This window comes from Burkholderia latens (assembly GCF_902499045.1).
Lineage (GTDB): Bacteria > Pseudomonadota > Gammaproteobacteria > Burkholderiales > Burkholderiaceae > Burkholderia > Burkholderia latens.
On record NZ_CABVPL010000015.1, the window covers coordinates 95,698 to 122,227 of the forward strand.

General features: G+C 67.9%; 29 protein-coding genes and 1 pseudogene. 19 read left to right on the plus strand and 11 right to left on the minus strand.

Annotated elements, in window-relative coordinates:
• Positions 1-127 precede the first annotated feature (127 nt).
• Positions 128-544: pseudogene (locus tag BSE24067_RS13410) on the minus strand (ParB/Srx family N-terminal domain-containing protein); the annotation flags it as partial.
• 840 nt (positions 545-1,384) lie between these two features.
• Here BSE24067_RS13410 and BSE24067_RS13415 point away from each other — a divergent pair.
• Positions 1,385-1,672: a hypothetical protein gene (locus tag BSE24067_RS13415; RefSeq protein ID WP_174904778.1), complete on the plus strand. Its 288-nt coding sequence runs from the start codon at positions 1,385-1,387 to the stop codon at positions 1,670-1,672.
• A gap of 66 nt (positions 1,673-1,738) precedes the next feature.
• Here the strand turns inward: BSE24067_RS13415 and BSE24067_RS13420 are convergent, their stop codons facing one another.
• On the minus strand, positions 1,739-1,909 hold the full coding sequence (locus BSE24067_RS13420) for a hypothetical protein (RefSeq protein WP_170297529.1): 171 nt from the start codon (positions 1,907-1,909) through the stop codon (positions 1,739-1,741).
• A 516-nt stretch (positions 1,910-2,425) separates the two neighbouring features.
• On the opposite strand from BSE24067_RS13420, the gene BSE24067_RS13425 reads away from it, so the two are divergent.
• The 5 genes from BSE24067_RS13425 (at position 2,426) to BSE24067_RS13445 (ending at position 5,828) form a co-directional block, all read left to right on the plus strand.
• Positions 2,426-2,740: a Dabb family protein gene (locus tag BSE24067_RS13425; RefSeq protein WP_151066650.1), complete on the plus strand. Its 315-nt coding sequence runs from the start codon at positions 2,426-2,428 to the stop codon at positions 2,738-2,740.
• Complete coding sequence (locus BSE24067_RS13430) at positions 2,737-3,216, plus strand: PaaI family thioesterase (RefSeq protein WP_151066648.1); 480 nt, start codon at positions 2,737-2,739, stop codon at positions 3,214-3,216. Before BSE24067_RS13425 ends, BSE24067_RS13430 begins: the two co-directional genes overlap by 4 nt.
• Positions 3,217-3,323: 107 nt before the next feature.
• Positions 3,324-4,322 (plus strand): NADP-dependent oxidoreductase, encoded by a 999-nt coding sequence (locus BSE24067_RS13435; protein ID WP_151066646.1) that lies wholly within the window; start codon positions 3,324-3,326, stop codon positions 4,320-4,322.
• 61 nt (positions 4,323-4,383) lie between these two features.
• Positions 4,384-5,343 carry an alpha/beta hydrolase gene (locus BSE24067_RS13440; protein WP_151066645.1) on the plus strand — a complete coding sequence of 320 codons (960 nt, stop codon included), beginning with the start codon at positions 4,384-4,386 and terminating at the stop codon, positions 5,341-5,343.
• 44 nt (positions 5,344-5,387) lie between these two features.
• A complete protein-coding gene (locus BSE24067_RS13445) occupies positions 5,388-5,828 on the plus strand; it encodes a GNAT family N-acetyltransferase (RefSeq protein WP_151066643.1) in 441 nt (146 codons plus the stop codon).
• A gap of 27 nt (positions 5,829-5,855) precedes the next feature.
• On the opposite strand, the gene BSE24067_RS13450 is transcribed toward BSE24067_RS13445, so the two are convergent.
• Entirely contained in the window at positions 5,856-6,701 is an 846-nt protein-coding gene (locus tag BSE24067_RS13450; RefSeq protein ID WP_151066641.1) for an NRDE family protein, read from the minus strand.
• Between the two features lie 80 nt (positions 6,702-6,781).
• A complete protein-coding gene (gene ygfZ, locus BSE24067_RS13455; protein WP_151066639.1) occupies positions 6,782-7,816 on the minus strand; it encodes a CAF17-like 4Fe-4S cluster assembly/insertion protein YgfZ in 1,035 nt (344 codons plus the stop codon).
• Positions 7,817-7,893: 77 nt separating this feature from the next.
• Between ygfZ and mltG the strand changes: the two genes are divergently transcribed.
• From mltG to BSE24067_RS13500, 9 genes are all read left to right on the plus strand, one after another.
• Positions 7,894-8,913, plus strand: a complete 1,020-nt coding sequence (gene mltG, locus BSE24067_RS13460) for an endolytic transglycosylase MltG (RefSeq protein ID WP_151066638.1) — start codon at positions 7,894-7,896, stop codon at positions 8,911-8,913.
• Positions 8,913-9,533: a dTMP kinase gene (gene tmk / locus BSE24067_RS13465; RefSeq protein ID WP_151066636.1), complete on the plus strand. Its 621-nt coding sequence runs from the start codon at positions 8,913-8,915 to the stop codon at positions 9,531-9,533. Before mltG ends, tmk begins: the two co-directional genes overlap by 1 nt.
• Positions 9,534-9,551: 18 nt before the next feature.
• Positions 9,552-10,580, plus strand: coding sequence for a DNA polymerase III subunit delta' (locus BSE24067_RS13470; protein WP_174904779.1), 1,029 nt, complete (start codon positions 9,552-9,554; stop codon positions 10,578-10,580).
• A 79-nt stretch (positions 10,581-10,659) separates the two neighbouring features.
• Positions 10,660-11,439 carry a TatD family hydrolase gene (locus BSE24067_RS13475; RefSeq protein ID WP_151068037.1) on the plus strand — a complete coding sequence of 260 codons (780 nt, stop codon included), beginning with the start codon at positions 10,660-10,662 and terminating at the stop codon, positions 11,437-11,439.
• A gap of 43 nt (positions 11,440-11,482) precedes the next feature.
• Positions 11,483-12,193: an ankyrin repeat domain-containing protein gene (locus BSE24067_RS13480; protein ID WP_151068039.1), complete on the plus strand. Its 711-nt coding sequence runs from the start codon at positions 11,483-11,485 to the stop codon at positions 12,191-12,193.
• A 120-nt stretch (positions 12,194-12,313) separates the two neighbouring features.
• The gene (locus BSE24067_RS13485) at positions 12,314-12,670 is read left to right on the plus strand and encodes a Rap1a/Tai family immunity protein (RefSeq protein WP_006755340.1); all 357 of its coding nucleotides are present in this window, start codon (positions 12,314-12,316) and stop codon (positions 12,668-12,670) included.
• 96 nt (positions 12,671-12,766) lie between these two features.
• Entirely contained in the window at positions 12,767-13,939 is a 1,173-nt protein-coding gene (locus tag BSE24067_RS13490) for a mechanosensitive ion channel family protein (RefSeq protein WP_151068043.1), read from the plus strand.
• Positions 13,940-13,972: 33 nt separating this feature from the next.
• The gene (locus BSE24067_RS13495; protein WP_151068045.1) at positions 13,973-15,151 is read left to right on the plus strand and encodes an AAA family ATPase; all 1,179 of its coding nucleotides are present in this window, start codon (positions 13,973-13,975) and stop codon (positions 15,149-15,151) included.
• A gap of 226 nt (positions 15,152-15,377) precedes the next feature.
• Positions 15,378-16,442 carry a glycosyltransferase family 4 protein gene (locus BSE24067_RS13500; protein ID WP_151068047.1) on the plus strand — a complete coding sequence of 355 codons (1,065 nt, stop codon included), beginning with the start codon at positions 15,378-15,380 and terminating at the stop codon, positions 16,440-16,442.
• A gap of 123 nt (positions 16,443-16,565) precedes the next feature.
• Here the strand turns inward: BSE24067_RS13500 and BSE24067_RS13505 are convergent, their stop codons facing one another.
• The 3 genes from BSE24067_RS13505 to BSE24067_RS13515 form a co-directional block, all read right to left on the minus strand.
• Complete coding sequence (locus BSE24067_RS13505) at positions 16,566-17,153, minus strand: BPSL1445 family SYLF domain-containing lipoprotein (RefSeq protein WP_151068049.1); 588 nt, start codon at positions 17,151-17,153, stop codon at positions 16,566-16,568.
• Positions 17,154-17,378: 225 nt separating this feature from the next.
• The gene (locus tag BSE24067_RS13510; RefSeq protein ID WP_151068050.1) at positions 17,379-17,837 is read right to left on the minus strand and encodes a hypothetical protein; all 459 of its coding nucleotides are present in this window, start codon (positions 17,835-17,837) and stop codon (positions 17,379-17,381) included.
• 310 nt (positions 17,838-18,147) lie between these two features.
• Complete coding sequence (locus BSE24067_RS13515; RefSeq protein ID WP_151068054.1) at positions 18,148-18,438, minus strand: PsiF family protein; 291 nt, start codon at positions 18,436-18,438, stop codon at positions 18,148-18,150.
• Between the two features lie 271 nt (positions 18,439-18,709).
• Here BSE24067_RS13515 and BSE24067_RS13520 point away from each other — a divergent pair, with 271 nt between their 5' ends.
• Positions 18,710-19,732 (plus strand): asparaginase, encoded by a 1,023-nt coding sequence (locus BSE24067_RS13520; protein ID WP_151068056.1) that lies wholly within the window; start codon positions 18,710-18,712, stop codon positions 19,730-19,732.
• 89 nt (positions 19,733-19,821) lie between these two features.
• On the opposite strand, the gene lysM is transcribed toward BSE24067_RS13520, so the two are convergent.
• From lysM to gcl, 4 genes are all read right to left on the minus strand, one after another.
• The gene (gene lysM, locus BSE24067_RS13525; RefSeq protein WP_151068058.1) at positions 19,822-20,292 is read right to left on the minus strand and encodes a peptidoglycan-binding protein LysM; all 471 of its coding nucleotides are present in this window, start codon (positions 20,290-20,292) and stop codon (positions 19,822-19,824) included.
• Positions 20,293-20,754: 462 nt separating this feature from the next.
• The gene (locus tag BSE24067_RS13530) at positions 20,755-21,648 is read right to left on the minus strand and encodes a 2-hydroxy-3-oxopropionate reductase (RefSeq protein ID WP_151068060.1); all 894 of its coding nucleotides are present in this window, start codon (positions 21,646-21,648) and stop codon (positions 20,755-20,757) included.
• 51 nt (positions 21,649-21,699) lie between these two features.
• A complete protein-coding gene (hyi, locus tag BSE24067_RS13535) occupies positions 21,700-22,509 on the minus strand; it encodes a hydroxypyruvate isomerase (protein ID WP_151068062.1) in 810 nt (269 codons plus the stop codon).
• A 44-nt stretch (positions 22,510-22,553) separates the two neighbouring features.
• On the minus strand, positions 22,554-24,329 hold the full coding sequence (gene gcl / locus BSE24067_RS13540) for a glyoxylate carboligase (RefSeq protein ID WP_151068064.1): 1,776 nt from the start codon (positions 24,327-24,329) through the stop codon (positions 22,554-22,556).
• 169 nt (positions 24,330-24,498) lie between these two features.
• On the opposite strand from gcl, the gene BSE24067_RS13545 reads away from it, so the two are divergent.
• From BSE24067_RS13545 to BSE24067_RS13555, 3 genes are all read left to right on the plus strand, one after another.
• On the plus strand, positions 24,499-25,410 hold the full coding sequence (locus BSE24067_RS13545) for a LysR family transcriptional regulator (protein WP_151068066.1): 912 nt from the start codon (positions 24,499-24,501) through the stop codon (positions 25,408-25,410).
• 190 nt (positions 25,411-25,600) lie between these two features.
• A complete protein-coding gene (locus tag BSE24067_RS13550) occupies positions 25,601-26,242 on the plus strand; it encodes an RNA polymerase sigma factor (RefSeq protein ID WP_151068068.1) in 642 nt (213 codons plus the stop codon).
• The coding region (locus BSE24067_RS13555) for an anti-sigma factor (RefSeq protein ID WP_254600358.1) at positions 26,232-26,530 on the plus strand (299 nt) is incomplete at its 3' end. The genes BSE24067_RS13550 and BSE24067_RS13555, both read left to right, overlap by 11 nt.

A 26,530-nucleotide genomic window follows, 5' to 3' on the forward strand; every position in this document is an offset into this window, starting at 1 on the left:
AAATCTTGATCGCTCTGAGCAACGCTAAAGAGAATGACCCCGCTTCCTTGTCGGGCGCAGCCACGTGCTTGCGCAGGAATTCCGACCACACGAAGGTGACAAATGCGCGCGTCGGCTTGCGGTACGCGCCTGCGCGCCGGGCAAACGCCGCCAGGCTGTGGTACGGATCGTCGATCAGGCCGGCGATCGTCTGTGGCAGGTCGTCGATGCTGCGTCGTCTGCCTGTCTCATCGAAAGGATGCACCCATCGCCTCGCTTGCATTTTCTTCCAGAAGCGCCGACGCCCAAGGTGGTGCCAGTCGGCGACGACGGTGACCGGCGCGTCGGCATAGCCCAGATCCAGCCACGCGCGCGCCCAGTGATGATGGTCGACGATATAAAGCGCGTTGTGCGGACCGACGACGACGCGCAGCGCGTGATCTCGCATAAATCGCTTGAGCCGGGTGCCGGAGTAGCGAGCGGTAATCAGCGCCTTGGCGTGCACGTAATCCATTCCGATCGTGATTTGGGTCGGTTTCAACACCGACAACGGTACCCGGTACATGTGATGCCCCCGTCGTTATGGGTGCGCGGCCGCCGATCGGACCGGCGGCGGACCGTTCCGAATCTGGTCTCGAATGTCGACAGCAAGACGCGCTCCCGAACTGTTTTGTTGTCAGGCCTTCGTAGCATCGCGTTGGTCGGCGATCGAGACCCGATGTTCCATTTCGACGGCTTGGCGCTTCAGCCGCCGTTCGTATCAACATTGGTTACGGACGTGCGCAAAACGGACATAGCGACGGCTACGGACAGTCGAGTGGCCGGTGAAGCGCCATGAGCGGTCGCTCGATCTTCTGCGATCGTCGACGGCAAAGGGTCGATAACGGATGCTCCCCGAAAGTAGACAGAGCCGTCGGCGTAGCTTCGTATGCCGATCCCGTTCAGAACGGCGCGGATACCGCTGCTCTTCGGCGTGACGGCTGCGGGTATTGGGATGGATTGCGCGATCATGTGACCGAAAAACAGAACGCACCTGTGGCTCATCGAGTTTGGTCTATTCTGGAAGGACGGAGAGACGAGCGGACGATGTATCTGACGCGTGATTGTTTCGTCGATTGCGTCATGAAGTTTTGCCCAATGACCGGTGGACGGCGTCAGCTCACGTTTCAAGCCGGACGACTGGCGAAAGCCCGCCCATTCCCAACGTTGTCTTCGTTACATTTGTGGACGGCGCGTCGAAACGAGGTGCAGAGCGTGCTGCGCTGCCATGGGCACACGAGTGCGTATTCACGTCCCGCGACATAATCGAGCAGGAACTCGCAGACAATCGCGTTGATAGCGCCTGATAGAGCAGGGCGCGGTTGTGCGCGCGGGTTTGTGAAAAAGCTCGCTATTGGATCCCACCATGCGAACACTCGTCGACGAGCACGCTCATCTGCGGATTGCGGACGATCACTTGCGCATTGCCGTCCGTATCGTATCCGCCCAGGAGGATCGGGTCGCACGGGGAAGAGCTGCGGGCCTCGATACCCAACTATCCGAAGAGTTGCTCTGCACGATGTGCGCGGTGCTGCGGAGTTTTGTTGCACACCGCAATGCGATTTGCCGTGCAATCGAGATCGACAGCCAGTCACCCTGCTCGAAACGCGTACCCGTGCAGACCCTGCTGCCGGTTCGAACGACCGATGCGTGATGGGGTGGATCTCCGCGCGACTTCCGGTATCGCGCATTACTACATAAGGCGCACGGTACTGCTGCATCATCGATCATTGACGAAGGCGGCCTCAGTGCCGCGGCCCATGCCCGCCTGCCGCTCGATGCCATCGAGCCAGTTCGCGCAAGCCTGCATCATGTCCCGTCGTTTCGCCAAGCACGTGGCGCGGCGGTAAGTCGAGCGAGTCTTGTCCTTGTCCTCATGCGACAGCCGCATTTCAACGACTTCGTTCCCCCAACCATTTCGTGAATGTTCGTCGACGCGGTTGCTCGGAAGTCGTGGCCGGTTATCGGTTCGGGGCTATTCGGCATCGTGGAGCCGAGTGCCCGATTGATTGTTGCTCGACTCATGTGGGGCCGCTTTCGATCGCGGCTTGAAGGCTGATGACGGGATACTCGCCGATCGCGAAGACATTTTCCTTCCCGGCCATTCTGTACTCGTATTGCCAAGCCTGGAACCGGACGGCTTCACCAACAGATACGGTCCATCGCCGTCGGCAAGTTTGGTAGGCTTGTTGCCTGCCTTCGCCTGTCAGACCTGGCGTCGCCAAGCGGCACGGTGAAAAAGGGGTATCGTTGTTGGAGTTTTATCATTGCGCCCGTTTGGATACCCCTTTTTCTTGGCTGAGCGCGATTGTCAGCGAACGCGAGCGAGCGATGAACGGGCGGCCGATGCCCGACTGGCAAGGGTTCCGGGCGAATTGCCGAACCAACACGAACTGGAGCGAACGAAGTGATCAGACATATCGTCATGTGGAAGTTGAAGGAGTCCGCCGAAGGCGGCACACGCGCACAGAATGCGCTGAAGCTGAAGGAGAAGCTCGAAGGCTGCCGCGACCTCGTGCCGGGCATCCTGCAGATCGACGTCGGCGTCGCGACGCCGGGCCTCGAAGCGACGTCGGACGTCGTGCTCGTGTCCGACTTCACGGACCAGGCCGCGCTCGACGCATACCAGGTGCACCCGGTGCACCAGGAAGTGAAGAAATTCGTCGTCGCGGTGGCCGAATCGCGCCAGTGCGTCGACTACGTTTGCGACAGCGCACGATGAGCGGCGCGGCATCCCCGACGGACGGCCCGTCGATCGAAAGCCCGTTCGTCGATCTGCTTGGCGTGCGGCTGATTTCCGCGAAGGACGGCGCAAGCGAGCTCGTGCTGCCGCTCGACGAGCGGCACATGAACACGTGGAGCATCGCGCACGGCGGCGTGACGATGACGCTGTCGGACATCGCGCTCGCGATGGCCGCGCGCAGCCTGACCGACGACGGCGTCGGTGTCGTCACGGTCGAGATGAAGGTGAACTTCATGCAGCCGGGGCGCGGCGAGCTGCGCGCATACGGCCGCGTGATGCATCGTTCGACGACGATGGCGTACTGCGAAGGCGAAGTGCGCGACAGTGACGGCAACTTCGTCGCGAAGGCGCTCGGCACGTTCAAGTACATGCGGCGGCTCGCGGTGGGCCGCGACATCAAGCGGCAGCGCACGCGCACGGCGCCGGATGCGCAGCCCGGCCCGAGCGACGCGTAGCGCCGGAACGCGCGGCCCTGCCTGATCGAAGGCAGGGCCGTTTTGCTTTGCGGCACGGATGCGCGGCGAGACGCCGATCCGGTGCGAATGAAGCCTGGGAGCCAGCAATGAACACGGTCAACCGCCAGATCCTGCTTGTCTCACGCCCGCAGGGCGCCGCGAGCGCCGGCAATTTCCGGCTCGTCGAAGCGCCGCTCGCACCGCTCGCCGACGGCGAGCTGCGCGTCCGTAACCACTTCCTGTCGCTCGACCCGTACATGCGCGGCCGCATGAACGACGCGAAGTCGTACGCGGCGCCGCAGCCGTTGAACGAAGTGATGATCGGCAGCACGGCAGGCGAGGTGGTCGAATCGCGGCACGCGGATTTCGCCGTCGGCGAGCACGTGGTGGGCCAGTTCGGCTGGCAGGAATACGGCACGTCGGACGGCAGCGGTCTGCGCAAGGTCGACACGTCGCGGGTGCCGCTTTCCGCGTGGCTCGGCGTGGCTGGCATGCCGGGCGTGACCGCGTGGGTCGGGCTGAACCGGGTCATCGCACCGAAGGCCGGCGACACCGTCGTCGTCAGCGCGGCGAGCGGCGCGGTCGGCAGCGTGGTCGGCCAGCTCGCGAAGCGCGCCGGATGCCGCGCGGTCGGCATCGCGGGCGGCCCTGACAAATGCCGCTACGTGGTCGACACGCTCGGCTTCGACGCATGCGTCGACTACAAGGCCGGCCGGCTGGCCGACGACCTCGCCGCGGCGACGCCGGACGGCGTCGACGGCTGTTTCGAGAACGTCGGCGGCGCGGTGCTCGACGCGACGATGGCGCGGATGAACGCATTCGGCCGGATCGCGGTGTGCGGGATGATCGCCGGCTACGACGGCGTGCCCGCGCCGCTCGCCAACCCCGGCCTGATCCTGCGTTCGCGGCTGACGATGCAGGGCTTCATCGTGTTCGAGCATTCCGACGCGTGGCCGCCGGCGCTGGCCGAGCTCGGCGAGCTCGTCGCGACGAAGCAGCTGCATTACCGCGAGACGATCGCGTACGGGCTCGAGCGCGCGCCGGAAGCGTTCCTCGGGTTGTTGAAGGGCCACAATTTCGGCAAGCAGCTCGTGCAGCTCGTCTGACGCGCACATGGCATCATGTGACGCTTGTCCGTTCACGGCGCCGCGCGCGCCGTCCTCACCGATGCCGCTGAATCCGAAGATCGCCCAGGTGCTCGACATGGTCGAGCGCGCGAAACGCCCGTCCTATCACCACCAGACGCCGCAGCAGGCGCGCGCCGCGTACGAGAAGAGCGCGCCGATCCTCGACGTCGCACCCGCGCCGATGCATGCGGTCGAGGCCTGCGTCGTGCCGACGCGCGACGGTCGCACGATCGGCGCGCGGCTGTTCGTGCCGGTCGAGCCGAGCCTCGCCGAACCGCTGCCGGCGCTCGTCTATTACCACGGCGGCGGCTTCACGGTCGGCAGCGTCGATACGCACGATGCGCTGTGCCGGATGTTCGCGCGCGACGCGCGGTGCGCGGTGCTGTCGGTGGACTACCGGCTCGCACCCGAACACAAGTTTCCGACCGCGGTGAACGACGCCGACGATGCGTTGCGCTGGCTGCATCGCGAGGCGGCCGCATTCGGCATCGACGCCGCGCGGCTCGCGGTCGGCGGCGACAGCGCCGGCGGCACGCTCGCGACGGTCTGCGCGGTGCTCGCGCGCGACGCGGGCATCGATCTTGCGCTGCAGATGCTGATCTATCCGGGCGTCACCGGCCACCAGGACACCGAATCGCATGCGCGGCTCGCGAACGGCTACCTGCTGACGCAGGACACGATCCAGTGGTTCTTCACGCAATACGTGCGCGACCGCTCGGATCGCGACGACTGGCGTTTCGCGCCGCTCGACGGCACGCGCGGCGCGCCGTCGTTCGCCGGCGTCGCGCCGGCCTGGATCGCGACGGCCGAATACGATCCGTTGAGCGACGAGGGCGCCGCGTACGCGGACAAGCTGCGCGCGGCCGGCAATACGGTCACGCTGGTCAATTATCCGGGGATGATCCACGAGTTCTTCAAGATGGGCGGCTACGTGCCCGAGGTGCGGGCCGCGCACGCCGATGCGGTGGCCGCGCTGAAGGCCGCATTCGACGACGTGTGACGACCTTTGACGACGGCGGCGCGTGGCGCCGCGCGGAGAAAGCGATGACCGACGGCTTCGTGGAAACGGGCGACTGGACGGTGCTGGGCGCCGATGCCGCGCGCATTCGCGACGCGGTGTTCGTGCGCGAGCAGCGGATTCCGCCGGAGTGGGAACTCGACGACGAGGATCCGTTGTCGCTGCATGCCGTGGCTTACCGCGTCGACGCGGCAACCGGCGCACGGCATGCGATCGCGACCGGGCGGCTGCTGCCGTCGGGCACGATCGGCCGCGTCGCGGTGCTCGCCGACGCGCGCGGGCAGGGCGCCGGATCGGCGGTGCTGCACGCGCTGCTGGCGGCCGCGCGGCGCCGCGGCGAGCCGCTCGTGCGGCTGTACGCGCAGCATACGGCGGTGTCGTTCTACGTGCGGCACGGCTTCGCGGCGATCGGCGAACCGTTCGTCGAAATCGGCGTGCCGCACGTCGAGATGGCGCGCGCGCCGTAGCGCGGCGGCGCCGCCTCCGGTGCAGGTTCAGCGCGGCCGCGTCGCGTCGATGTCGAACGTGAACGCGCGCTCGAACGTGCCGGGGCGGACGGTGCGGTGTGAACCGTCGTCGTCGCAGCGCTCCTTGATCTCGACGGTCAGCCGCACGCCTTCCTTCATCGTCACGCGCAGCGCGGTCGTGCCGCGCGTGCCGTATTCGGGCGTCTCGATGAACGCGGCCGACAGCGCACGCTCGCGCTCGATCGGAATGCCGGTGTGCGGCAGTGCGGCGTCGTCGGCGACGCGCGGATCGCGCAGCAGCTCGATCAGTTCGTCGAGCGACGGCGCCGGGTTGTCGGTCAACAGCGTGCCGAGCTCGGCACGCTTGCGCACGACTTTCGGCCAGGGCGTATCGAGCCGCGCGTTCGACAGCGCATGCACGCCGGCGCCGACCGCGACCGGCGCGGCGACGCCGGTTTCGCCTTCGGCCGCCCGATTGCAGAACCACGCGAGCTCGCGCCGCTTCCAGTCGCCGACCAGCAGGTTGAAGCCGTTGTACACGGCTGCGTGCTCGGCGAGTTCGCCGAGATAATCGAGCGGCGCGACGGACGGGCCGCCGAGGTAGTCGGACACGAGCTTGCCGCGGGTCGGCGCGCCCGCGCGAATGTCGAACGGCGCACGGTAGTTCGTCAGCGCCGCGAAGCGGCCGTCGCGCGACACGCCGAGCCAGGTGCCGCCGGCTTCGAGATCGCGGCCGGCCAGCACGCCCGGCAGGTCCTCCCACCACGAAAGCGGCGCACTCGTGCGGCGAAAGAATTCGTCACGGTTGGCGGTCAGGGTGAAGACTGGACCGGCGGCGGCATCAGGCTGCCAGTCGAAGGCAATCAGACACATCGGGCGAATCTCTCGCAGGAAACATCGGGCGCCGGCTGCAATGATCCGCGAACCGGCGTGCGAACGGGGTTGTCAGTGCGTCACGCTTCCGTCGGCCAGGCGTACGGGAGCGCGTCGAACGCGAGCGCGGGACCATCGGCGGAGCCGACGTGGACCGTGCCGCCGTCGAGCGCGGCGAGTTTGATCTCGACGAGCGCGTCGACGCCGCCGGCCGGCGCGGCCGCCGCGTTGACGATCATCCCGCACGGCTGGCCAGGGTCGTCGCTGTGGAACAGCTCGACGCCGGCATGCACGGTGTCGGTTTCGGCGGCGACGTGCGCGAGCGCGGTGCGGCGCTTGATCGTGCCGCGGTACTGGCTGCGCGCGACGACTTCCTGGCCCGGATAGCATCCCTTACGGAAGTTAACGGCACCGATCACGTCGAAGTTGACCATTTGCGGCACGAATTGCTCGACGGCCGGCTGCGTGATGCGCGGCTCGCCCGCGCGCACGTCGAGCCAGTCCCACACGGCCGGCGACACGACGGGCAGCGTGCCGGCGAGCGCGGCGACACGCGCGTCGACTTCGGCGCGCGGCCCGATCCACAGGTAGCGCTTGCGGCCGGCCGCGTCCGGCACGCGGATCAGCGCGCCGGCCGGGCCGTCGACCTTCACGTGCACGCCGTCCGGCAGCGCGTCGAAGATGACCGACAGCGCGCCGCGCACGTCGCCCGCGAAGCCGACCACCGCGAGCGCGTCGCTCGCGTCCGTGAGCTTCGCCTTCGCGCGCAGCACGAACATCGACAGGCGCTTCTGCACGGCGGCCTGCACGTCCTTCGAGATCAGCAGGCGCACGCCGTGACCGGCGCGCCACGCGAGGAACGACGCGAGCAGGCGGCCCTTCGGCGAACAATAGCCGGACAGGCGCGCGCTCGCCGCATCGAGGTGCTCGATGTCGTTGGTGAGCTGGCTGTGCAGGAACGTGGCGGCGTCGTCGCCGGCCACGTCGATCACGCCGAACTGCGGCAGCGGCATGCAGGCGCCCGGCGCGTCGAAATCGGCGGCGGACGGACGGGGGAAAACGGGGAGCGACGCGGATGCGGGCTGGGCAGCCGGTGAAGCGAACGGTGTGCTCATGGAATGAGGGAACAGTCAACCCTGACTTTGACGAAGGCGAGCAAGTATTATATGGGTCTTACCTGAGTCTCGTTTCCATGTCCCTACTGAAGAAATGCGCCGCGACGATCGTGGCGCTGGCCGTCGTTGTGGCCGCTGCCGGCGCGGGCGGCGGGTATTACTGGGCGACCCGGCCGCTGCTGCTGGGCGCCGCGTCGCTCGATGTCACGATCAAGCCGCGCAGCAGCGTGAAGAGCGTCGCGCTGCAGCTCAAGCGCGGCGGCGTGCCGATCGAGCCGTTCGGCTTCGTCGCGATGACGCGCGTGCTCGGCCTGTCGAGCCGGCTCAAGTCCGGCAACTACGAATTCAAGACCGGCATCACGCCGTACGACGTGCTGCAGAAGATCGCGCGCGGCGACGTGAACGAGTACGTCGCGACGGTAATCGAAGGCTGGACCTTCAAGCGGATGCGCGCGGAGCTCGACGGCAACCCGGATCTCGCGCACACGACGGCCGGCATGAGCGACGCCGAGCTGCTGCGCGCGATCGGCGCGCCGGAGAGCGCGATCCAGCGCGGCAGCGGCGAAGGGCTGTTCTTCCCGGACACCTACCTGTTCGACAAGGGCACGACCGACCTGAACATCTACCGGCGCGCGTACCACCTGATGCAGACGCGCCTCGACGAAGCGTGGGCCGCGCGCGCGCCCGGGCTGCCGTACAAGACGCCTTACGAAGCACTGACGATCGCGTCGATCGTCGAGAAGGAAACGGGGCACGCGGCCGACCGCGCGTTCGTCGCGGCCGTGTTCGCGAACCGGCTGCGCATCGGGATGCCGCTGCAGACCGATCCGTCGGTGATCTACGGCCTCGGCGACGCGTACGACGGCCGTCTGCGCAAGCGCGACCTGCAGGCCGACACTCCCTACAATACCTACACGCGTCGCGGACTTCCGCCGACGCCGATCGCCCTGCCGGGCGTCGCGTCGCTGCAGGCGGCGATCAATCCGGCGCAGACGAGCGCGCTGTATTTCGTCGCGAAGGGCGACGGCACGAGCGTGTTCTCGGATACGCTCGGCGATCACAACAAGGCCGTGGACAAGTACATACGAGGTCAATAATGGCGAGCGGTAAATTCATCACGTTCGAGGGCATCGACGGGGCGGGGAAGACGACCCACCTGCAATGGTTCTGCGAACGTCTTCAGGCGAAGCTGGCCGCGGCCGGCCGACAGGTCGTCGTCACCCGCGAGCCGGGCGGCACGCAGCTCGGCGAGAAGGTGCGCGAGATCGTGCTGAACCAGCCGATGGACCTCGAGACCGAAGCGCTGCTGATGTTCGCCGCGCGCCGCGAGCACCTCGCGCGCGTGATCGAGCCGGCGCTGGCGCGCGGCGACTGGGTCGTGTCCGATCGCTTCACCGACGCGACGTTCGCGTACCAGGGCGGCGGCCGCGGGCTGCCGCGCGACAAGCTCGAGACGCTCGAGCGCTGGGTGCAGGGCGGCTTCCAGCCCGACCTGACGGTGCTGTTCGACGTCGCGCCGCAGGTGGCGAGCGAGCGCCGCGGCGCCGCGCGCATGCCGGACAAGTTCGAAAGCGAGTCGGACGCGTTCTTTTCGCGCACCCGCGGCGAATACCTGCGGCGCGCGCAAGAAGCGCCGCACCGCTTCGCGATCGTCGACGCGACGCAGACGATCCCCGAGATCCGCCAGCAGCTCGAACGCGTGCTGGCCGCGCTGTAACCCGAAGGAACGCACCCGATGATCTATCCGTGGCAGACCGACGACTGGAACCGCCTGCAGCAACTGCGCGCGCAATGGCCGCATGCGCTGCTGCTGCATGGCCAGGCCGGGATCGGCAAGCTGCAGTTCGCGCAGCACCTCGCGCAGGGCTTCCTGTGCGAGGCGCCGCGGCCGAACGGCGAGCCGTGCGGCACCTGCGCGGCCTGCACGTGGTTCGCGCAGGGCAACCATCCGGACTACCGGATCGTGTTGCCCGAGGCGCTCGCGGGCGAAGCGCCGGGCGCCGCCGACGACGCGAAGCCGGCCGATGCCGACGAAGGCGGCAAGAAGACCCGCGCGCCGAGCAAGGAAATCAAGATCGAGCAGGTGCGCGCGTTGCTCGACTTCTGCGCAGTCGGTTCGCACCGCGGCGGCGCGCGCGTCGTCGTGCTGTATCCGGCCGAGGCGCTGAACGTCGCGGCGTCGAACGCGCTGTTGAAGACGCTCGAGGAGCCGCCGCCGGGCGTCGTGTTCCTGCTGGTGTCGGCGCGCATCGACCGGTTGCTGCCGACGATCATCAGCCGCTGCCGGCAATGGCCGATGACGGTTCCGGCGCCCGACGCGGCCGCGGCGTGGCTCGCGGCGCAGGGCGTCGACGATGCGCGCGCGCTGCTCGCCGAGGCCGGCGGCGCGCCGCTCGCCGCGCTGGCGCTCGCGAGCGACGAGAACCGCCCGCTGCGCGATTTCACGCTCGGCCAGCTCGCGGCCGGCGCCGCGTGCGATCCGTTCGCGTGCGGCGAGACGCTGCAGAAGCTGCCGGTGCCGCTGGTGCTCGGCTGGCTGCAGCGCTGGCTGTACGATCTGCTCGCGCAGCGGATGGCGGGCGCGCCGCGCTACTTCCCGATGCAGGCCGCAGCACTCGCGCGTTGCGCGCAAGCCGTCGACGCGAATGCGTTCGCGCGCTTCATGAAGGCCGTGACGCGCCAGCGGACAGTCGAGAACCATCCGCTCAACGCGCGGCTCGTATTCGAGGAGCTGTTTCTCGGTTATCGGGAAATGTTCGTTTGAGCACGGATTGTTTCCCGGGAGTGCGGAAACGATTGCCCGGCGCGCGCATAGTGCGCGCCTCACGAATTCAGGAAACACGATGTTCGTCGATTCTCACTGCCACATCAATTTCAAGGGCCTCGCCGACCGGTTGCCGGCCGTGCTCGAGAACATGCGCGAGCACGACGTCACGCACGCGCTGTGCGTGTCGGTCGATTTCGAGACGCTGCCCGACGTGCTCGCGATCGCCGAAGCGCACGACAACGTGTACGCGTCGGTCGGCGTGCATCCGGATCACGAGGACGCGCGCGAGCCGACGCTCGCGGAGCTGATCGAGCTCGCCGCGCACCCGAAGGTCGTCGCGATCGGCGAGACCGGCCTCGACTACTACCGTCTCGAAGGCCGCTCGATCGCCGACATGGAATGGCAGCGCGAGCGCTTTCGCACGCATATCCGCGCGGCGACCGCGACGATGAAGCCGCTGATCATCCATACGCGCGCGTCATCGGAAGACACGCTGCGGATCATGGCCGACGAGCGCGCGGACGTGCCGGGCGGCGTGATGCACTGCTTCACCGAGCCGTGGCCGGTCGCCGAGCAGGCGCTCGCGCAGAACTTCCATATTTCGCTGTCGGGCATCGTCACGTTCAAGAACGCGACCGACGTGCAGGACGTCGCGCGGCGCGTGCCGCTCGACCGGCTGCTGATCGAGACCGACTCGCCGTACCTCGCGCCGGTGCCGTATCGTGGCAAGCCGAATGAACCTGCGTACGTCAGCCATGTCGGACGCTTTATCGCATCCGAGCGCGGGATCGCCGTCGAGGCGCTCGCGGATGCGACGACGCAGAACTTTTTCCGGCTGTTCCAGATCGCCCGCTGACGACGCGCGGCCAGCCGACAACCCAGGGAAGGAGCCCACAACAATGACGAAGCCGACCACAACCCTGCCCAAGCGCGCACTCGTCGCCGCCGCGCTCGTCGCGAGCGGCCTGTTCGCAGCCGCCGGCGCGCACGCCGAGTCGCTCGACGCGATCGTGAAAGCGGTCAAGTTCGACGACATCGACGACATCGGCAAGCAGCTGAAGAGCGGCAAGCTCGATCCGAACACGCTCGCGCCGAACGGCGATCCGCTGCTCGTGATCGCCGCGCGCGAGAAGTCCGACAAGGTCGCCGCCGCGCTCGCGACGACGCCGAACGTCGATCTCGAGAAGGAAGACAAGGCCGGCGAGAACGCGCTGATGCTCGCGTCACTGAACGGCGACGTCGGGCTCGTGAAGCTGCTGATCGACAAGGGCGCGGAAGTCAGCAAGAAGGGCTGGGCGCCGCTGCACTACGCGGCCACCAACGGCCAGGACGCGGTCGTCAAGATCCTGCTCGACCACGACGCGTATATCGACACCGCATCGCCGAACGGCACGACGCCGCTGATGATGGCCGCGCGCGGCAACCATGCATCGACGGTCAACCTGCTGCTCGACGAGGGTGCCGATCCGCAGGTCAAGAACCAGCTCGGGATCACCGCGCTCGACTTCGCGAAGCACTACAAGGCGCCGGACGCGATCGACATCCTGAGCAAGCGGACGGTGCGCGTCGGTGCATCGGCGCCGGCGGATGCCCAAAAGAGTGCAAAATGACGGTTTCGGCGCGGGGCGGAGCGCTCGCGGCGGGCTGGAACCCGGCCGGCCGCGGGCGCGCGGCCGCCGCGCCGGTCAGTGCAGTGAGCGGCCTCGCGCCGCATTGACATAAGGAACACCATGTTGCGGGCTATGTTTTGTGCCGCGGCGTTTGCCGTGCCGTTGTCGGCGGCGGCTTTCACGGGCGCGGATCTCGACCGGCTGTGCGCGAAGACGGACGTCAAGTCGCGGGCGTCGTGCGCGGCCTACATCGAAGGCGCCGCCGATGGCGTCTACAACACCATCGACGCGATCGGCGGCACCACCGGGCCGCGCGTCGGGCAGTATTTCTGCCTGCCGCCCGACATCCGGGCGCAGCAGATGACCGACGCGGTGCGCAAGTACATCGCGGAGAACCCGAAGCTGGCCGACTACAACGCGAGCACCGCGGTGTCGCTCGGTCTCGGCAAGGCGTTTCCGTGCAGGGGCGGCAGCTGATTTGACGCCGCGTCCGGGCGCATGGGCCGCCCGGACATCGCCGACGCATCCAGGACGACGCCGCTGCGCGTCATAACCGAAGAATCCCGGGCGCCGATGATTTCAATCGAGGAATTGCAGCGCATCGCCGATGCGCCGTTGCATAGCTGGCTCGGCACGCTGGTCGTGTCGATCCTGGTCGTGCTCGTCGTCGTGCTCGTGCATCGGCTCGGCGCACGCATCGTGAAGCGCATCGCACAGCCTTATCCGTTGATGAGCGTGATCCTGCGCTACATCGACAAGCCGTCGCTCGTCACGCTCGCGCTGCTCGCACTCGAGTTCCTGTGGAGTCAGGCGGACGACGGCATGCCGTTCGTGCGCGGGATGCGCAGCGCGGCCGCGGTCGGCTCGATCGTGTCGCTGACGTGGCTGCTGGTGCGGCTCGCGGCCGGCGTCGGCGATGCGATCATCCAGGCCCATCCGATGGATACGGCCAACAATCTTCAGGCGAGGCGCATCCACACGCAGGCGAAGGTGCTCGTGCGCACCGTGATGGTGCTGATCGTGATCATCGGCACGGGCGCCGCGCTGATGACGTTTCCGAACGTGCGCCAGGTCGGCGCGAGCTTGCTGGCGTCGGCCGGCGTCGCCGGTCTCGTGGCCGGTATCGCCGCGCGGCCGGTGCTCGGCAACCTGATCGCCGGGCTGCAGATCGCGCTCACGCAGCCGATCCGGATTGACGACGTCGTCGTGATCCAGGGCGAGTGGGGCCGTATCGAGGAAATCACCGGCTCGTTCGTGTCGGTACGGCTCTGGGACCAGCGCCGGCTCGTCGTGCCGCTGCAGTGGATCATCGAGAACCCGTTCACGAACTGGACGCGCAGCAGCTCCGAGATCATCGGCACGGTGTTTCTGTCGGTCGATTACCGCACGCCGCTCGCGCCGCTGCGCGAGGAGCTTGCACGGCTCGTCCACGCGGCGCCCGAATGGGACGGCCGCGTGCAGGTGCTGCAGGTGACGGACGCGACCGAGCGCACGATGCAGCTGCGTGCGCTGGTCAGCGCGGCCGATTCGTCGTCATGCTGGGACTTGCGCTGCCGCGTGCGCGAGGGCTTGATCGCGTACCTGCAGACGCGTTATCCGCAATGCCTGCCGCGCAGCCGGATGGAGCTGTATCCGCACGAGTCCGCGCCGCGGGAGCCGAACCCCGAACGCCCGCACGCGCGGCCGCCGGCCGCCAGCACGGCGGCCAACACCGCGGCCGATCCGAAGGTCACCGAAGGCCGCTGAGCGCGTGCCGCTACTCGTTGCCGTTCCTCGCCCATGACCGCGCTGAAGACGCTCGCCATCGCCAATTACCGCTCGCTGCGCGAGCTGATCGTGCCGCTCGCGGCGCTGACCGTCGTCACCGGGCCGAATGGCAGCGGCAAGTCGAGCGTCTACCGCGCGCTGCGGCTGCTCGCCGACACCGCGCAGGGCCGCGTGATTCCGTCGCTCGCGCGCGAAGGCGGGCTGCCGTCGACGCTGTGGGCCGGCCCCGAGCGCTTTTCGCGCGCGATGCTGAACGGCGACATGCCGGTGACCGGCACCGTGCGCAACGGGCCGGTGAGCCTGAAGCTCGGTTTCGCGGGCGACGATTTCGGCTACGCGATCGATCTCGGCCTGCCGGTGAAGAACGACGCATCGATGTTTCGTCTGGATCCCGTCGTGAAGCGCGAATGCATCTGGGGCGGCGCGCTGCTGCGGCCGTCGACGCTGCTGGTCGACCGCCAGGGCCCGCAGATCCGCGCGCGCACCGGCTCCGGCGACTGGCACACGGTCCCGCAGCCGGTCGCGAGCTTCGACAGCATGATGACCGAGTTCGCCGATCCGGTGGGCGCACCCGAGATGATCGCGGTGCGCGAGCGGATCCGTTCGTGGCGCTTCTACGATCATTTCCGGACCGACGCGCGGGCGCCGGCACGCCAATCGCACATCGGCACGCATACGCCGGTGCTCGCGGACGACGGCGCCGACCTGGCCGCCGCGCTGCAGACGATCCGCGAGATCGGCGACGCCGCCGCGCTCGACGCGGCGATCGACGACGCGTTCCCCGGCGCATCGATCGACATCGACAATCCGGGCGGCCGCGGCCGCTTCGACGTGCTGATGCGCCAGCCGGGGCTGCTGCGGCCGCTGTCGGCCGCCGAGCTGTCGGACGGCACGCTGCGCTACCTGCTGCTCACGGCCGCGCTGCTGACGCCGCGGCCGCCCGCGCTGATGGTGCTGAACGAACCGGAGACGAGCCTGCATCCCGATCTGCTGCCCGCGCTCGGCCGGCTGATCGCACAGGCCGCGCAGCGTTCGCAGGTGCTGGTCGTGTCGCATGCGGCGCGGCTCATCGCGACGCTCGAACGCGAGGCCGGCTGCGAGTCGCTGGTGCTCGACAAGCAATTGGGCGCGACTGTGCTCGTCGATGCGGACACGCGCGACCTGCCGCCATGGAAATGGCCGTCGCGCTGACGGGCGGCGCGCCGCGCATGCGGCGCGCGGCGATGCGGGCGTGCGTCGCGCCGAATGTATCCTGTCTGTAACAACCCCCATAAAATGAAAGACCAGCGCTTCCGGGCATCGGGATCGCGAATAATAATGAGATATGTGGCCGGCGCGATGCCGGCCGCGTGCTGCATGGGCCTGCCGGTGCCGGCGCACCCGTGCCGGCCGGCCGAGGACACAGGAGACGTGGATCATGAGAATTGCGCAGATCGCCCCGCTGACCGAATCCGTGCCGCCGAAGCTGTACGGCGGCACGGAGCGCGTCGTGTCCTACATCACCGAGGCGCTCGTCGACCTCGGCCATGACGTGACGCTGTTCGCGAGCGGCGACTCGACGACCCGCGCGAAGCTCGAGCCCGTATGGCCGCGTGCGCTGCGCCTCGATTCGTCGATCCGCGACCGTGTCGCACCGCACATGCTGCTGATGGAGACGGTCGCGCGCCGCGCGAAGGATTTCGACGTGCTCCATTTCCACATGGACTACTACTCGTTTTCGGTTTTCAACCGGCAGGAAACGCCGTTCGTGACGACGTTGCATGGCCGGCTCGACCTGCCCGAGCAGCAGCCGGTGTTCGACACGTTCAACACCGCGCCGGTGATCTCGATCTCGAACGCGCAGCGCCAGCCGCTGCCGCAGGCGAAATGGCTGACCACCGTCTATCACGGGCTGCCCGACACGATGTACCTGCCGCAGCCGGTGGAGCCGCGCTATCTCGCGTTTCTCGGCCGCATCTCGCCGGAGAAGCGGGTCGACACCGCGATCCGCATCGCGCGCCAGTGCGGGCTGCCGATCCGGATCGCCGCGAAGATCGACGCGGCCGACGAGGAGTATTTCGAGCGCGAGATCAAGCCGCTGTTCGCGCTGCCGCACGTCGAATTCATCGGCGAGATCGCCGATCACCAGAAGGCCGAATTCCTGTCGGGCGCGCACGCGCTGCTGTTTCCGATCGACTGGCCGGAGCCGTTCGGGCTGGTGATGATCGAGGCGATGTCGTGCGGCACGCCGGTGATCGCGTTCAATCGCGGCGCGGTGCCGGAAGTGGTGGACGAGGGCGTGTCGGGTTTCATCGTCGAGGACGAGATCAGCGCGGTGGCCGCCGTGAACCGCCTGCACCTGCTGCCGCGCGCTCGCGTGCGGCAGCGCTTCGAAGAGCGCTTCACGTCGCGCCGGATGGCGCAGCAGTACGTCGACGTCTATCAGTCGCTGATTCGCGCGCAGAAGCGCTCGCGCTTCAAGGTGATCGATTCGACGACCTGAATTTGCCGGTGCGCCTGCGTGCCGATGCGCGGCGCGCGGGGATGAAAAAAACGGCGATGTCCGCGCGGACATCGCCGTTTGCACGTCGCCCGCGCGGTACGCACGGGCGATGACGCCGCGGCGTCAGATCTTCAGCTTCGTGACCTTCGTGCCGTTGATCGACACGTCGCCCATCAGGCCCGCGTTGGTCAGCACGATGACCTGGATCGGCGCGGTGGCCGTGTTCGAGTCGACCGCGCCGTTTGCGCCCATCTTCACGAGCGCGACCGATGCGCCGGCGCCGGCTGCCCAGCCGTCCGAGCCGCGGAATTCGTCGAGCGCCTGCTGCGTCATGAACAGGAACACGATCGCCTTCGATTGCGCGCCGGCCTGCAGGCCGACCGACAGCGACGACGTGTTGTAGTAGCCGACCGTCGCGCCGCCGACGCGCAGTGCGCCGTTGCCGGTCTGGCCGCCGACGATGAAGCCGGCCTGCAGCACTTCCGGGAATACGAGCACGCCGCGCGACTTCGCGACGAGCTCACGCGAACCCTTCACCGTCGAATACATGCGCGACAGCGTTGCGTCGACGCTCGCATCGATCGCCTGACGCTTCGACGCGTTGGTCGCGGCGTTGTCGGGCTTGTCGGGGGTGGTGGTGCAACCGGTGAGCGCGAGGCTACCGACGATCAGCGCAGCAGCGGCTTTGAGCACAAGAGTCCGTTTTTGCATCGTTCTTCTCCATCGGATGATGTTCGGAGTGAGTCTCGCTCACGGAGCGGATCACGTCGGCAGTTATATCACAGTGGATTACAACCCCTTTTCATTCGGACGTGAAAAAGCGTCAAATCGGTTTCGCTTGTCGCGGCGCACCAACGGACGGATCGACGCGTGCGCGCGGCAGCGTCGCGCGCGTTCGGAGCCGGCCGACAGGCGAAAACGGATTCGGAAGCCGCGTCAGTGCGCGACGGGCGGCGCAGGCGGGGCGGGCGGCTTGATGGGCGGGCGCCGCAGCGCGCGGCGGATCAATGCGATCACGACGCCGCATGCGAACAGGAACGCGGCCGGCACGACCCAGTAGCCGACGAACGCGTGCCACAGATAACCGGCCAGCGTATTGCGGCGCACCACGTATTCGTCGCGGGCAGCCTGCTGGCGCGGCGCGTTGGCGGCCAGCACGTCGGCCGGGCAGCCGGCCGCGCGGGCCGTGTCAGGATCGCCGTGGCATTTCGCGGCCGCACCGGCTGCCTGCTGCGCGTCGGTGAGTTGCCACGTGGTCAGTGCGAGCTGCAGGTCGGCCTTGTTGTACGCCATTTCCTCGCGGATCTCGCGCACGGCGACGATCGCGACGGGCACGGCCCAGAACACGATCACGATCAGCCAGCGGCGGAACCAGCGGTGTTGTCTCCATGCCATCCATGCCTCCGTTTGACGCGGCGTGCGCGTCCGTCTCGAGGGCGGCCCGATGGCGCTTCTTGTACTTGGAGGGGCCGCGTTGCAGCCATCATAGAAGAAATCGCGGCGAATTGCCGCACCATGTGGCGGCATTCGAACGGCATGCCGGGAGCAGCGGGGCGGGAAGACGGCGGCGCGGATCGGCGGCCGGCAACCGGGGGCGGCGATCGCACGCGTGCCGGGCGCGTCGATGTCGATGCGCATGCAACGAAAACAAAAATGCCGCGCCCGCCGAAGCGGTGCGCGGCATCTGCGACGGGAGCGCCGGAACTCAGGCGGCCGGCTGGCTGCTCAGGCAGCTCTTCATGAATGCCTTGCGGTCGTCGCCCTTCTTGTCGGCGGCCTGGGTGTTGCAGGCCTTCATCTTTTCCTGCTGCGACATCTTCTTCGCGGGCTTGGCCGACAGGCAGTCCTTCATGAACGCCTTGCGTTCGTCGCCCGTCTTGCCGGCTGCCTGGGTGTTACAGGCCTTCATCTTGTCCTGCTGGCTGTTCGCCGCGAAAGCGGGGGAAGCCAGCATGCCGCCGAGAAGCAGTGCGGCTACGAGCGATTGGATTTTCATTTCGACACTCCCATGGGGTGAATTGCGTTTTATATCGACGCCGTCACGAAGCCCGGCGCGACGCGAACAGGGTCGCATCGCGACGCGCGTTCCGATTATGGCAAATCAATGTGAAAACACCAAAACGGCATTTCTATAACGCGGCGGAGGCCATGGCCGTTGACGCCGCAGCCGCGCCCGCGCTCAGGACAAACCATGACAGGGTGCGCCCGCAGCGCGCGTTCGCGCGCGACCTACCGGATGCCGGGCGCGAGCCATTACAATCGCGGCCATGAATACTCCGAACTCCGCATCCTCTCCGTCCGCGCCGGCGCTGCCGCGCATCGCCGTACTCGCCACCGGCGGCACGATCGCCGGCGCCGCGCCGGACGCCGCCAGCACGGCCGGCTATCAGGCCGGCGCGCTCGGCGTCAATTTCCTGCTCGACGCGGTCCCGGCGCTCGCGTCGGTCGCGCGTGTCGCCGCCGAACAGGTGGCGAGCATCGACAGCAAGGATCTCGCGCTGCCGCTGTGGAATACGCTCGCCGCGCGCATCGGCGCGCTGATGGCCGATCCGGCGATCGACGGCATCGTGGTCACTCACGGCACCGACACGCTCGAGGAAACCGCCTACGCGCTGCATCTGGTCGTGAAGGGCGACAAGCCGGTCGTGCTGACGGCCGCGATGCGGCCGGCCACCGCGCTATCGTCGGACGGGCCGTTGAACCTGCTGAACGCGGTGACGGTCGCCGCGCACCCGGCCGCACGCGGGCAGGGCGTGCTCGTCGCGTTCAACAACCGGATCCATGGCGCGCGCGACATCGTGAAGACGAGTACGTACGCCGTCGACGCGTTTCAGTCGCCGGAACTCGGCGCGCTCGGCTGGGTGCAGGACGGCCGCGTCGAATTCGCGCGCGGCGTCACGCGCGTGCGCGACGGTCGACTGGCGATTGCGGCAGCGTGGCCGCCGGTCGAAATCGTTGCGAGCTATGCGGGCGTGACGCGCACGGCGGTCGATGCGCTCGTCGCGGCCGGCGTGCGCGGCCTCGTCGTCGCGGGCACCGGCAACGGGTCGATTCACGCGACGCTGCAAGCGGCGCTGGCCGATGCGGTGAAGGCGGGCGTCGCCGTGGTGCGCGCGTCGCGCGTCGGCTCCGGTCACGTGATGCACAACGGCGCCGCGAACGACGATGCGCTCGGCTTCGTGAGCGCGGGGTCGCTGAGCCCGTTCAAGGCGCGCGTGCTGCTGATGCTTGCGCTCGCGAACGGCATTCACGAACGCGACGCGCTGCAGCGCGCATTCGACACGCTGTGACCGACGGCCGCCGGCCGGGCGGCACGCGGCGCACATGAAAAAAGGCAGGCCATCGGCCTGCCTTTCTTGCGTCGGCGCTGCGCGAATGCTCAGGACTGCGGCGGAATCACGAGCTTCTGGCCCGGATAGATGCGGTCCGGGCTCGACAGCATCGGCTTGTTCGCCTCGAAGATCACCGGGTACTTGTTCGCGTCGCCATACACTTCCTTGGCGATCGCCGACAGCGTGTCGCCCGGCTTCACGTCGTGGTACTGAACTTCCGGATCGTCCGGTTGCAGATCGTCGTCGTTCACGCCGGCGACGCCCTGCACGTTGCCGGCCGCGACCTTGACCTTCGCCTTCGTGTCGAGATCGGGGACGCTGCCCGACAGCGTGACGGTGCGCGACGCGCCGTCGAACGCGACGGTCAGGTTCGACGTGTCGAGACCTTGCGTGTTGATGTAGTTCTTGATCGCATCGGCCGCGGTCTGGTTCGCGGCATTCGGATCTTCCGCTGCTTGCGCGTCGGCGTGACCCAGCAGTTTTTCACCCGCCTCTTTGATAAACGAAAGAAGACCCATCGCTGCACTCCCTAGGTGGTTGAAAAGAAAACGCGCCGTGAAGTGGCGAAAAAAACACCGCGCTGGGCGCGGTCACCGGAGTGGGCGCAGACGCGGCGGATTTCTCGAAAGGCGTGGCGAAAGTTTAGGCGTTCAGCGCGACGATTGCATGAAAAATCGTACGCACGAACGTAAAGAAATGTAATACGCGAAATCCGACAGACGGACACCCGACGACGACGTCTGACCGACCAAGGCTTCCCCGGCGCCGCCGGGTGCCGCTGCGGACCCCACCACGCCGCTCTCAGCCCAGAGCGGCGTTTTTCGCCCCGTCGCGCACGCATTTCAGCGATACGCGGCGGGGCGCCCCACCGTGATGCGCGCGTGCGCGCGCATCGATGCGACCGGCCGCGGCCGGGTCGCGCGTGTTCGTGCGTCGCGCGCATTTGCCGTTGCAGCGAAATGCGCGCTGCCGCAGCCGCGTCAAGCGGCCGGCGTCTGGCCGATCTCGAAGTTCGACATGATCTCGAGCGCACGCACGAGTGCCGAGTGATCCCACGCCTTGCCGCCGTGCGACGCGCACACGCTGAACAGCTGCTGCGCGCTGGCCGTGTGCGGCAGTGCGAGGCCGAGCTTGCGCGCGCCGTCGAGCGCGAGGTTCAGGTCCTTCTGGTGCAGCTCGATGCGGAAACCCGGATCGAACGTGCGCCTGGTCATCCGCGCGCCGTGCACTTCGAGGATGCGCGACGCGGCGAAGCCGCCCATCAGCGCCTGGCGCACGCGCTCCGGATCGGCGCCCGAGCGTGCGGCGAACAGCAGCGCTTCGCCGACGGCTTCGATGTTCAGCGCGACGATGATCTGGTTCGCGACCTTGCAGGTCTGACCCGCGCCGTTGTCGCCGACGAGCGTGATGTTCTTGCCCATCTTCTCGAACAGCGGCTTCGCGCGCTCGAACGCCTTCTCCGGGCCGCCGACCATGATCGTCAGCGTCGCCTCGCGCGCGCCGACTTCGCCGCCGGACACCGGCGCGTCGAGGTAGTCGCAGCCGAGCGCATTGATCTGCTTCGCGAATGCCTGCGTGTCGAGCGGCGAGATCGAGCTCATGTCGATCACGAGCTTGCCGGCGCTCAGGCCCTTCGCGACGCCGTCGTCGGCGAACAGTACGTTACGCACGTCCGGCGTGTCCGGCACCATCGAGATGATGATGTCGGCGTGCCGCGCGACTTCGGTCGAATTCGCGACGACCTTCGCGCTCGCGCGCAGGTCGTCGGGAATCGGGAATGCGCCGTTCACGACGAGCTGATGATCGCCCTTGAGCAGGTTGCGCGCCATGTGCGCGCCCATGATGCCGAGGCCGATGAAACCGATGGTTGCCATGTGAAAGTCTCCTGTTGGGGCGTATTGGGGAAACCGCGGGAAGGGCGGATATCAGGCCGCGCGGCGCGCCGAGCCCGCTGCGCAGCCGGCGACGCCTTGCAGCCAGCCGAGCCCTTCCGTCGTCGTGGTGCGCGGCTTGTATTCGCAGCCGACGTAGCCGGCATAGCCGAGCCGGTCGAGCAGCGCGAACAGGAACGCGTAGTTGATCTCGCCGGTGCCCGGCTCGTGGCGGCCCGGGTTGTCCGCGAGCTGCACGTGGCCGATCGACGCGAGATTGCGTTCGATCGTCGCGGCCAGTTCGCCTTCCATGCGCTGCATGTGATAGATGTCGTACTGCAGGAACAGATTGTCCGAGCCGACCGCGCGGATCACGTCGAGCCCTTCGGACGAGCGGTTCAGCGCGAAGCCCGGGATGTCGAAGCTGTTGCACGGCTCGACGAGCAGACGGATGCGTTCGCGCTTGAGCGCATCGGCGGCGAAGCGCAGGTTGTCGACGATCGTGACGAACGTCTTGTCGCGCGCCGTGCTCGCCGACGGGATGCCGACCAGGCAGTTCAGCTGCGTCACCTTCAGCGCCTTCGCGTACTCGATCGCGCGGCCGACGCCTTCCTGGAACTCGCCGACGCGATCGGGCAGGCACGCGATCCCGCGCTCGCCCTGGTCCCAGTTGCCGGCCGGCAGGTTGTGCAGCACGACGCGCAGGCGATGCGCGTCGAGCCGCTCGGCGAGTTCCTCTTTCGCGTACGGGTACGGGAACAGGAACTCGACGGCATCGAAGCCCGCGTCCGCAGCCGCCTTGAAGCGGTCGAGGAACGGCACTTCGTTGAACAGCATGGTCAGGTTTGCAGCAAACTTCGGCATGAGCTAAGCCTCTTCGGTCGGTCAGTCAAAAAATGGCGTTCGGATCAGTCGAGCATCGAGATCGCGGTCGGCGCGTGCTCGGCCTTTTCGGCAAGTTCCTCGAATTCGTTGATCGCGTCGATTTCGGTGCCCATCGAGATGTTCGTCACGCGCTCGAGGATCACTTCGACGACCACCGGCACGCTGAACTCGTCGGCGAGCGTTTGCGCCTGGCGCAGCGCCGGCTCGATCTCTTCCGGCTTGAACACGCGCAGCGCCTTGCAGCCGAGGCCCTCGGCGACCGCCACGTGATCGACGCCATAGCCGTTCAGCTCCGGAGCGTTCACGTTGTCGAACGCGAGCTGCACGCAGTAGTCCATGTCGAACGCGCGCTGCGCCTGACGGATCAGCCCGAGGTACGAGTTGTTCACGACGACGTGCACGTACGGCAGCTTGAATTGCGCGCCGGCGGCCAGCTCCTCGATCATGAACTGGAAGTCGTAGTCGCCGGACAGCGCGACGATCGGACGGCTCGGGTCCGCCGCACGCACGCCGAGCGCGGCGGGGATCGTCCAGCCGAGCGGGCCTGCCTGCCCGCAGTTGATCCAGTTGCGTGCCTTGAACACGTGCAGGAACTGCGCGGCGGCGATCTGCGACAGGCCGATCGTGCTCACGTAGCAGGTGTCGCGGCCGAACACCTTGTTCATCTCTTCGTACACGCGCTGCGGCTTGACCGGCACGTTGTCGAAATGCGTCTTGCGCTGCAGCGTGCGCTTGCGCGCCTGGCATTCGGCCACCCACGCGCCGCGGTCCTTCAGCTTGCCGGCGGCCTTCCATTCCTGCGCGACCGCGACGAACAGCTCGAGCGCGGCCTTCGCATCGGACACGATGCCGAGATCCGGGCCGAACACGCGGCCGATCTGCGTCGGCTCGATGTCGACGTGCACGAACTTGCGGCCCTTCGTGTAGACCTCGACGCTGCCCGTGTGGCGGTTCGCCCAGCGGTTGCCGATGCCGAGCACGAAGTCCGACGCGAGCAGCGTCGCGTTGCCGTAGCGGTGCGACGTCTGCAGCCCGACCATGCCGGCCATCAGCGGATGGTCGTCCGGAATCGCGCCCCACGACATCAGCGTCGGGATCACCGGCACGCCGACCGTTTCGGCGAACTGCACGAGCAGGTCCTCGGCCGCCGCGTTCAGCACGCCGCCGCCCGACACGATCAGCGGCTTGTCCGCGTCGTTGAGCATCGCGAGCGCCTTCTCGATCTGCGCGCGGGTGGCCGCGGGCTTGTAGACCGGCAGCGGTTCGTACGTGTCGATGTCGAATTCGATTTCGGCGAGCTGCACGTCGATCGGCAGGTCGACCAACACCGGCCCCGGACGGCCCGAGCGCATCAGGTGGAACGCCTGCTGGAACACACGCGGCACGAGCGCCGGCTCGCGCACGGTGACGGCCCACTTGGTGACCGGCTTCGCGATCGACTCGATGTCGACGGCCTGGAAGTCTTCCTTGTAGAGACGCGCGCGCGGCGCCTGGCCGGTGATCGCGAGGATCGGAATCGAGTCCGCCGACGCGGAGTAGAGGCCGGTGATCATGTCGGTGCCGGCAGGGCCCGACGTGCCGATGCACACGCCGATGTTGCCCGGCGCCGCCCGCGTGAAGCCTTCAGCCATGTGCGACGCGCCTTCGACGTGGCGGGCCAGCACGTGGCTGATGCCGCCGGACTTGCGCATCGCGGAGTAGAACGGGTTGATCGCCGCGCCCGGCACGCCGAACGCGGTCTGGATGCCTTCCTTCTCGAGCACGAGTACGGCTGCGTCGACGGCTCTCATCTTGGCCATGAATGTCTCCTTGGATAGTCGGATCTTGCGAATCGGTCTGTTGGGGACACTTTAGGGATGCAGGAAAGGTTTGATAAGATCAGCCGAAGTCGCTTATTTCGAAACTAAAAGTATGGAATGACGTCCGGGCGGGCTTCCCGCCGGCGTCGGAGCCGGGTGGAGACGAGAGATGGATCGTTTCAAGCAGATCGAGACGTTCGTGCGCGTCGCGGACGCGGGCAGCCTCGCGGCGGCCGCGCTCGAGGAGGGCGTGTCGCCGGTCGTGCTCGGGCGGCGTATCGATGCGCTCGAGAAGCGCCTCGGCGTGAAGCTGATGTACCGTTCGACGCGGCGGCTGGTGGTCAGCGAGGAGGGCGCCGCGTTCCTCGAACGCTGCCGCGGGCTGCTGTCCGAATGGGACCAGGCCGAAAACGAGCTGGCCGCCGGGCGGCGCGCGGTGAGCGGCCACCTGATCGTGTCGGCGCCCGCCGCGTTCGGCCGCAAGCACGTCGCGCCGCACGCGCCCGGCTTTCTCGCCGACAAGCCGGAAATGCAGCTGTCGTTCAACCTGACCGACCGCGTCGTCGATCTCGTGCGCGAAGGCTACGACCTGTCGATCCGGATCGGCGGCGCGGTCGATCCTAATTTCGTCGCGGTGAAGCTCGCGTCGAACCGGCGCGTCGTGTGCGGCACGCCCGCGTATTTCCGCAAGCACGGCCGGCCGAAATCCCTCGACGACCTGCTGAAGCACAACTGTCTCGCGTTCAACCTGCAGGGCGGCCAGAACCGCGGCTGGTATTTCCAGCGCCACGGCAAGATCGTCACGATGCGCGTGACCGGCAATCTCGACTGCAACGACGGCGAGCTGCTGCACCGTTGGGTAGCCGAAAGCCTCGGGCTCGGCTGGCGCTCGACGTGGGAAATCGCCGCGCAGCTCGAAACCGGCGAACTCGAGACCGTGCTCGACGAATACGCGCTGCCCGACTACGACATCCTCGCCGTCTATCCGCAGCAGCGCTACGTGCCCGCGCGCGTGCGCTACTTCATCGACTATCTGCGCGACGCGTATGCGCGGCCCGGCTACTGGAGCAGCACGCCGTAACGGGCGCGGCCGGTTCCGTCCCGCGATTTTTTGCGCTCCGCCGGTTTCGCGCGGGAATAAACTCGACGCAGCGGCGGTAAGGTCATCGAGTGCGCGCGCTGCCGGTCTGTCCGGGCGCGGGGCGCGAGATCGCGCGCGGCATCGGACGCGAGACGGGTGCGGCTTCTGCCGCCGGAACCAGGGAGGCCAAGTGGGGCAAGCCGGACGGGCGCTCGACGAGCGGGTGGAGGACGACGCGCTCGCGCGCGGCGAGCGGTTTCGCGCGCTGGTGCTGCCGCACCTCGACGCGGCGTACAACCTCGCGCGCTGGCTGAGCGGCAACGCGGGCGACGCGGACGACGTCGTCCAGGACGCGTGCATGCGCGCGCTGCGCTTCGTCGACTCGTGCCGCGGCGACAACGCGCGGCCGTGGCTGCTGACGATCGTGCGCCACACCTGGTACACCGAGTGGCGCCGCCGCACGCACGCGCACGAGGTCGCGCTGCCCGACACGCTCGACGACACCGACGTCCCCGACGACTGGCAGCCGGCGACGGAAGATCCGCTCGCGCAGCTGCTGCGCGGCGAGAACGTGCGGCTCGTGAACGCGGCGCTCGCGAAGCTGCCGCCCGAATACCGCGAGGTGCTGGTGCTGCGCGAGATGGAGGATTTGAGCTACCGCGAGATCGCGGCGATCGCCGACGTGCCGGTTGGCACCGTGATGTCGCGGCTCGCACGCGGCCGGCGCCGGCTCGCCGCGCTGCTGACCGGCACGCAGCCGCCGGCACCCGAAGCCGCGCCGGGACGTGCGCCGGCGGGCGGAACCGCATCGGAGGCGATCGATGGACTGTAACGAAGCGCGCGCATTGCTGGACGCGGACGTCGACCGCGAGCTGTCGGCGCCCGATGCGTTGCGCGTCCAGCGGCATGTCGAAGGATGCGACGCGTGCCGCCGCGAACGCGAGCGAATCGTCGCGCTGGCGCGCGCGGTGCGGCAGGCCGACTACCACCGCGCGCCGGACGCACTGCGCGCGAGCATTCTCGGGGCGCTGCCCGCGGCGGGCAGCGACAACGAACACGAACGGACGCGCCGGTCGGCCCGCGCTGAACCGGGCGCGCCGGATGGCGCATCGGCACGGCC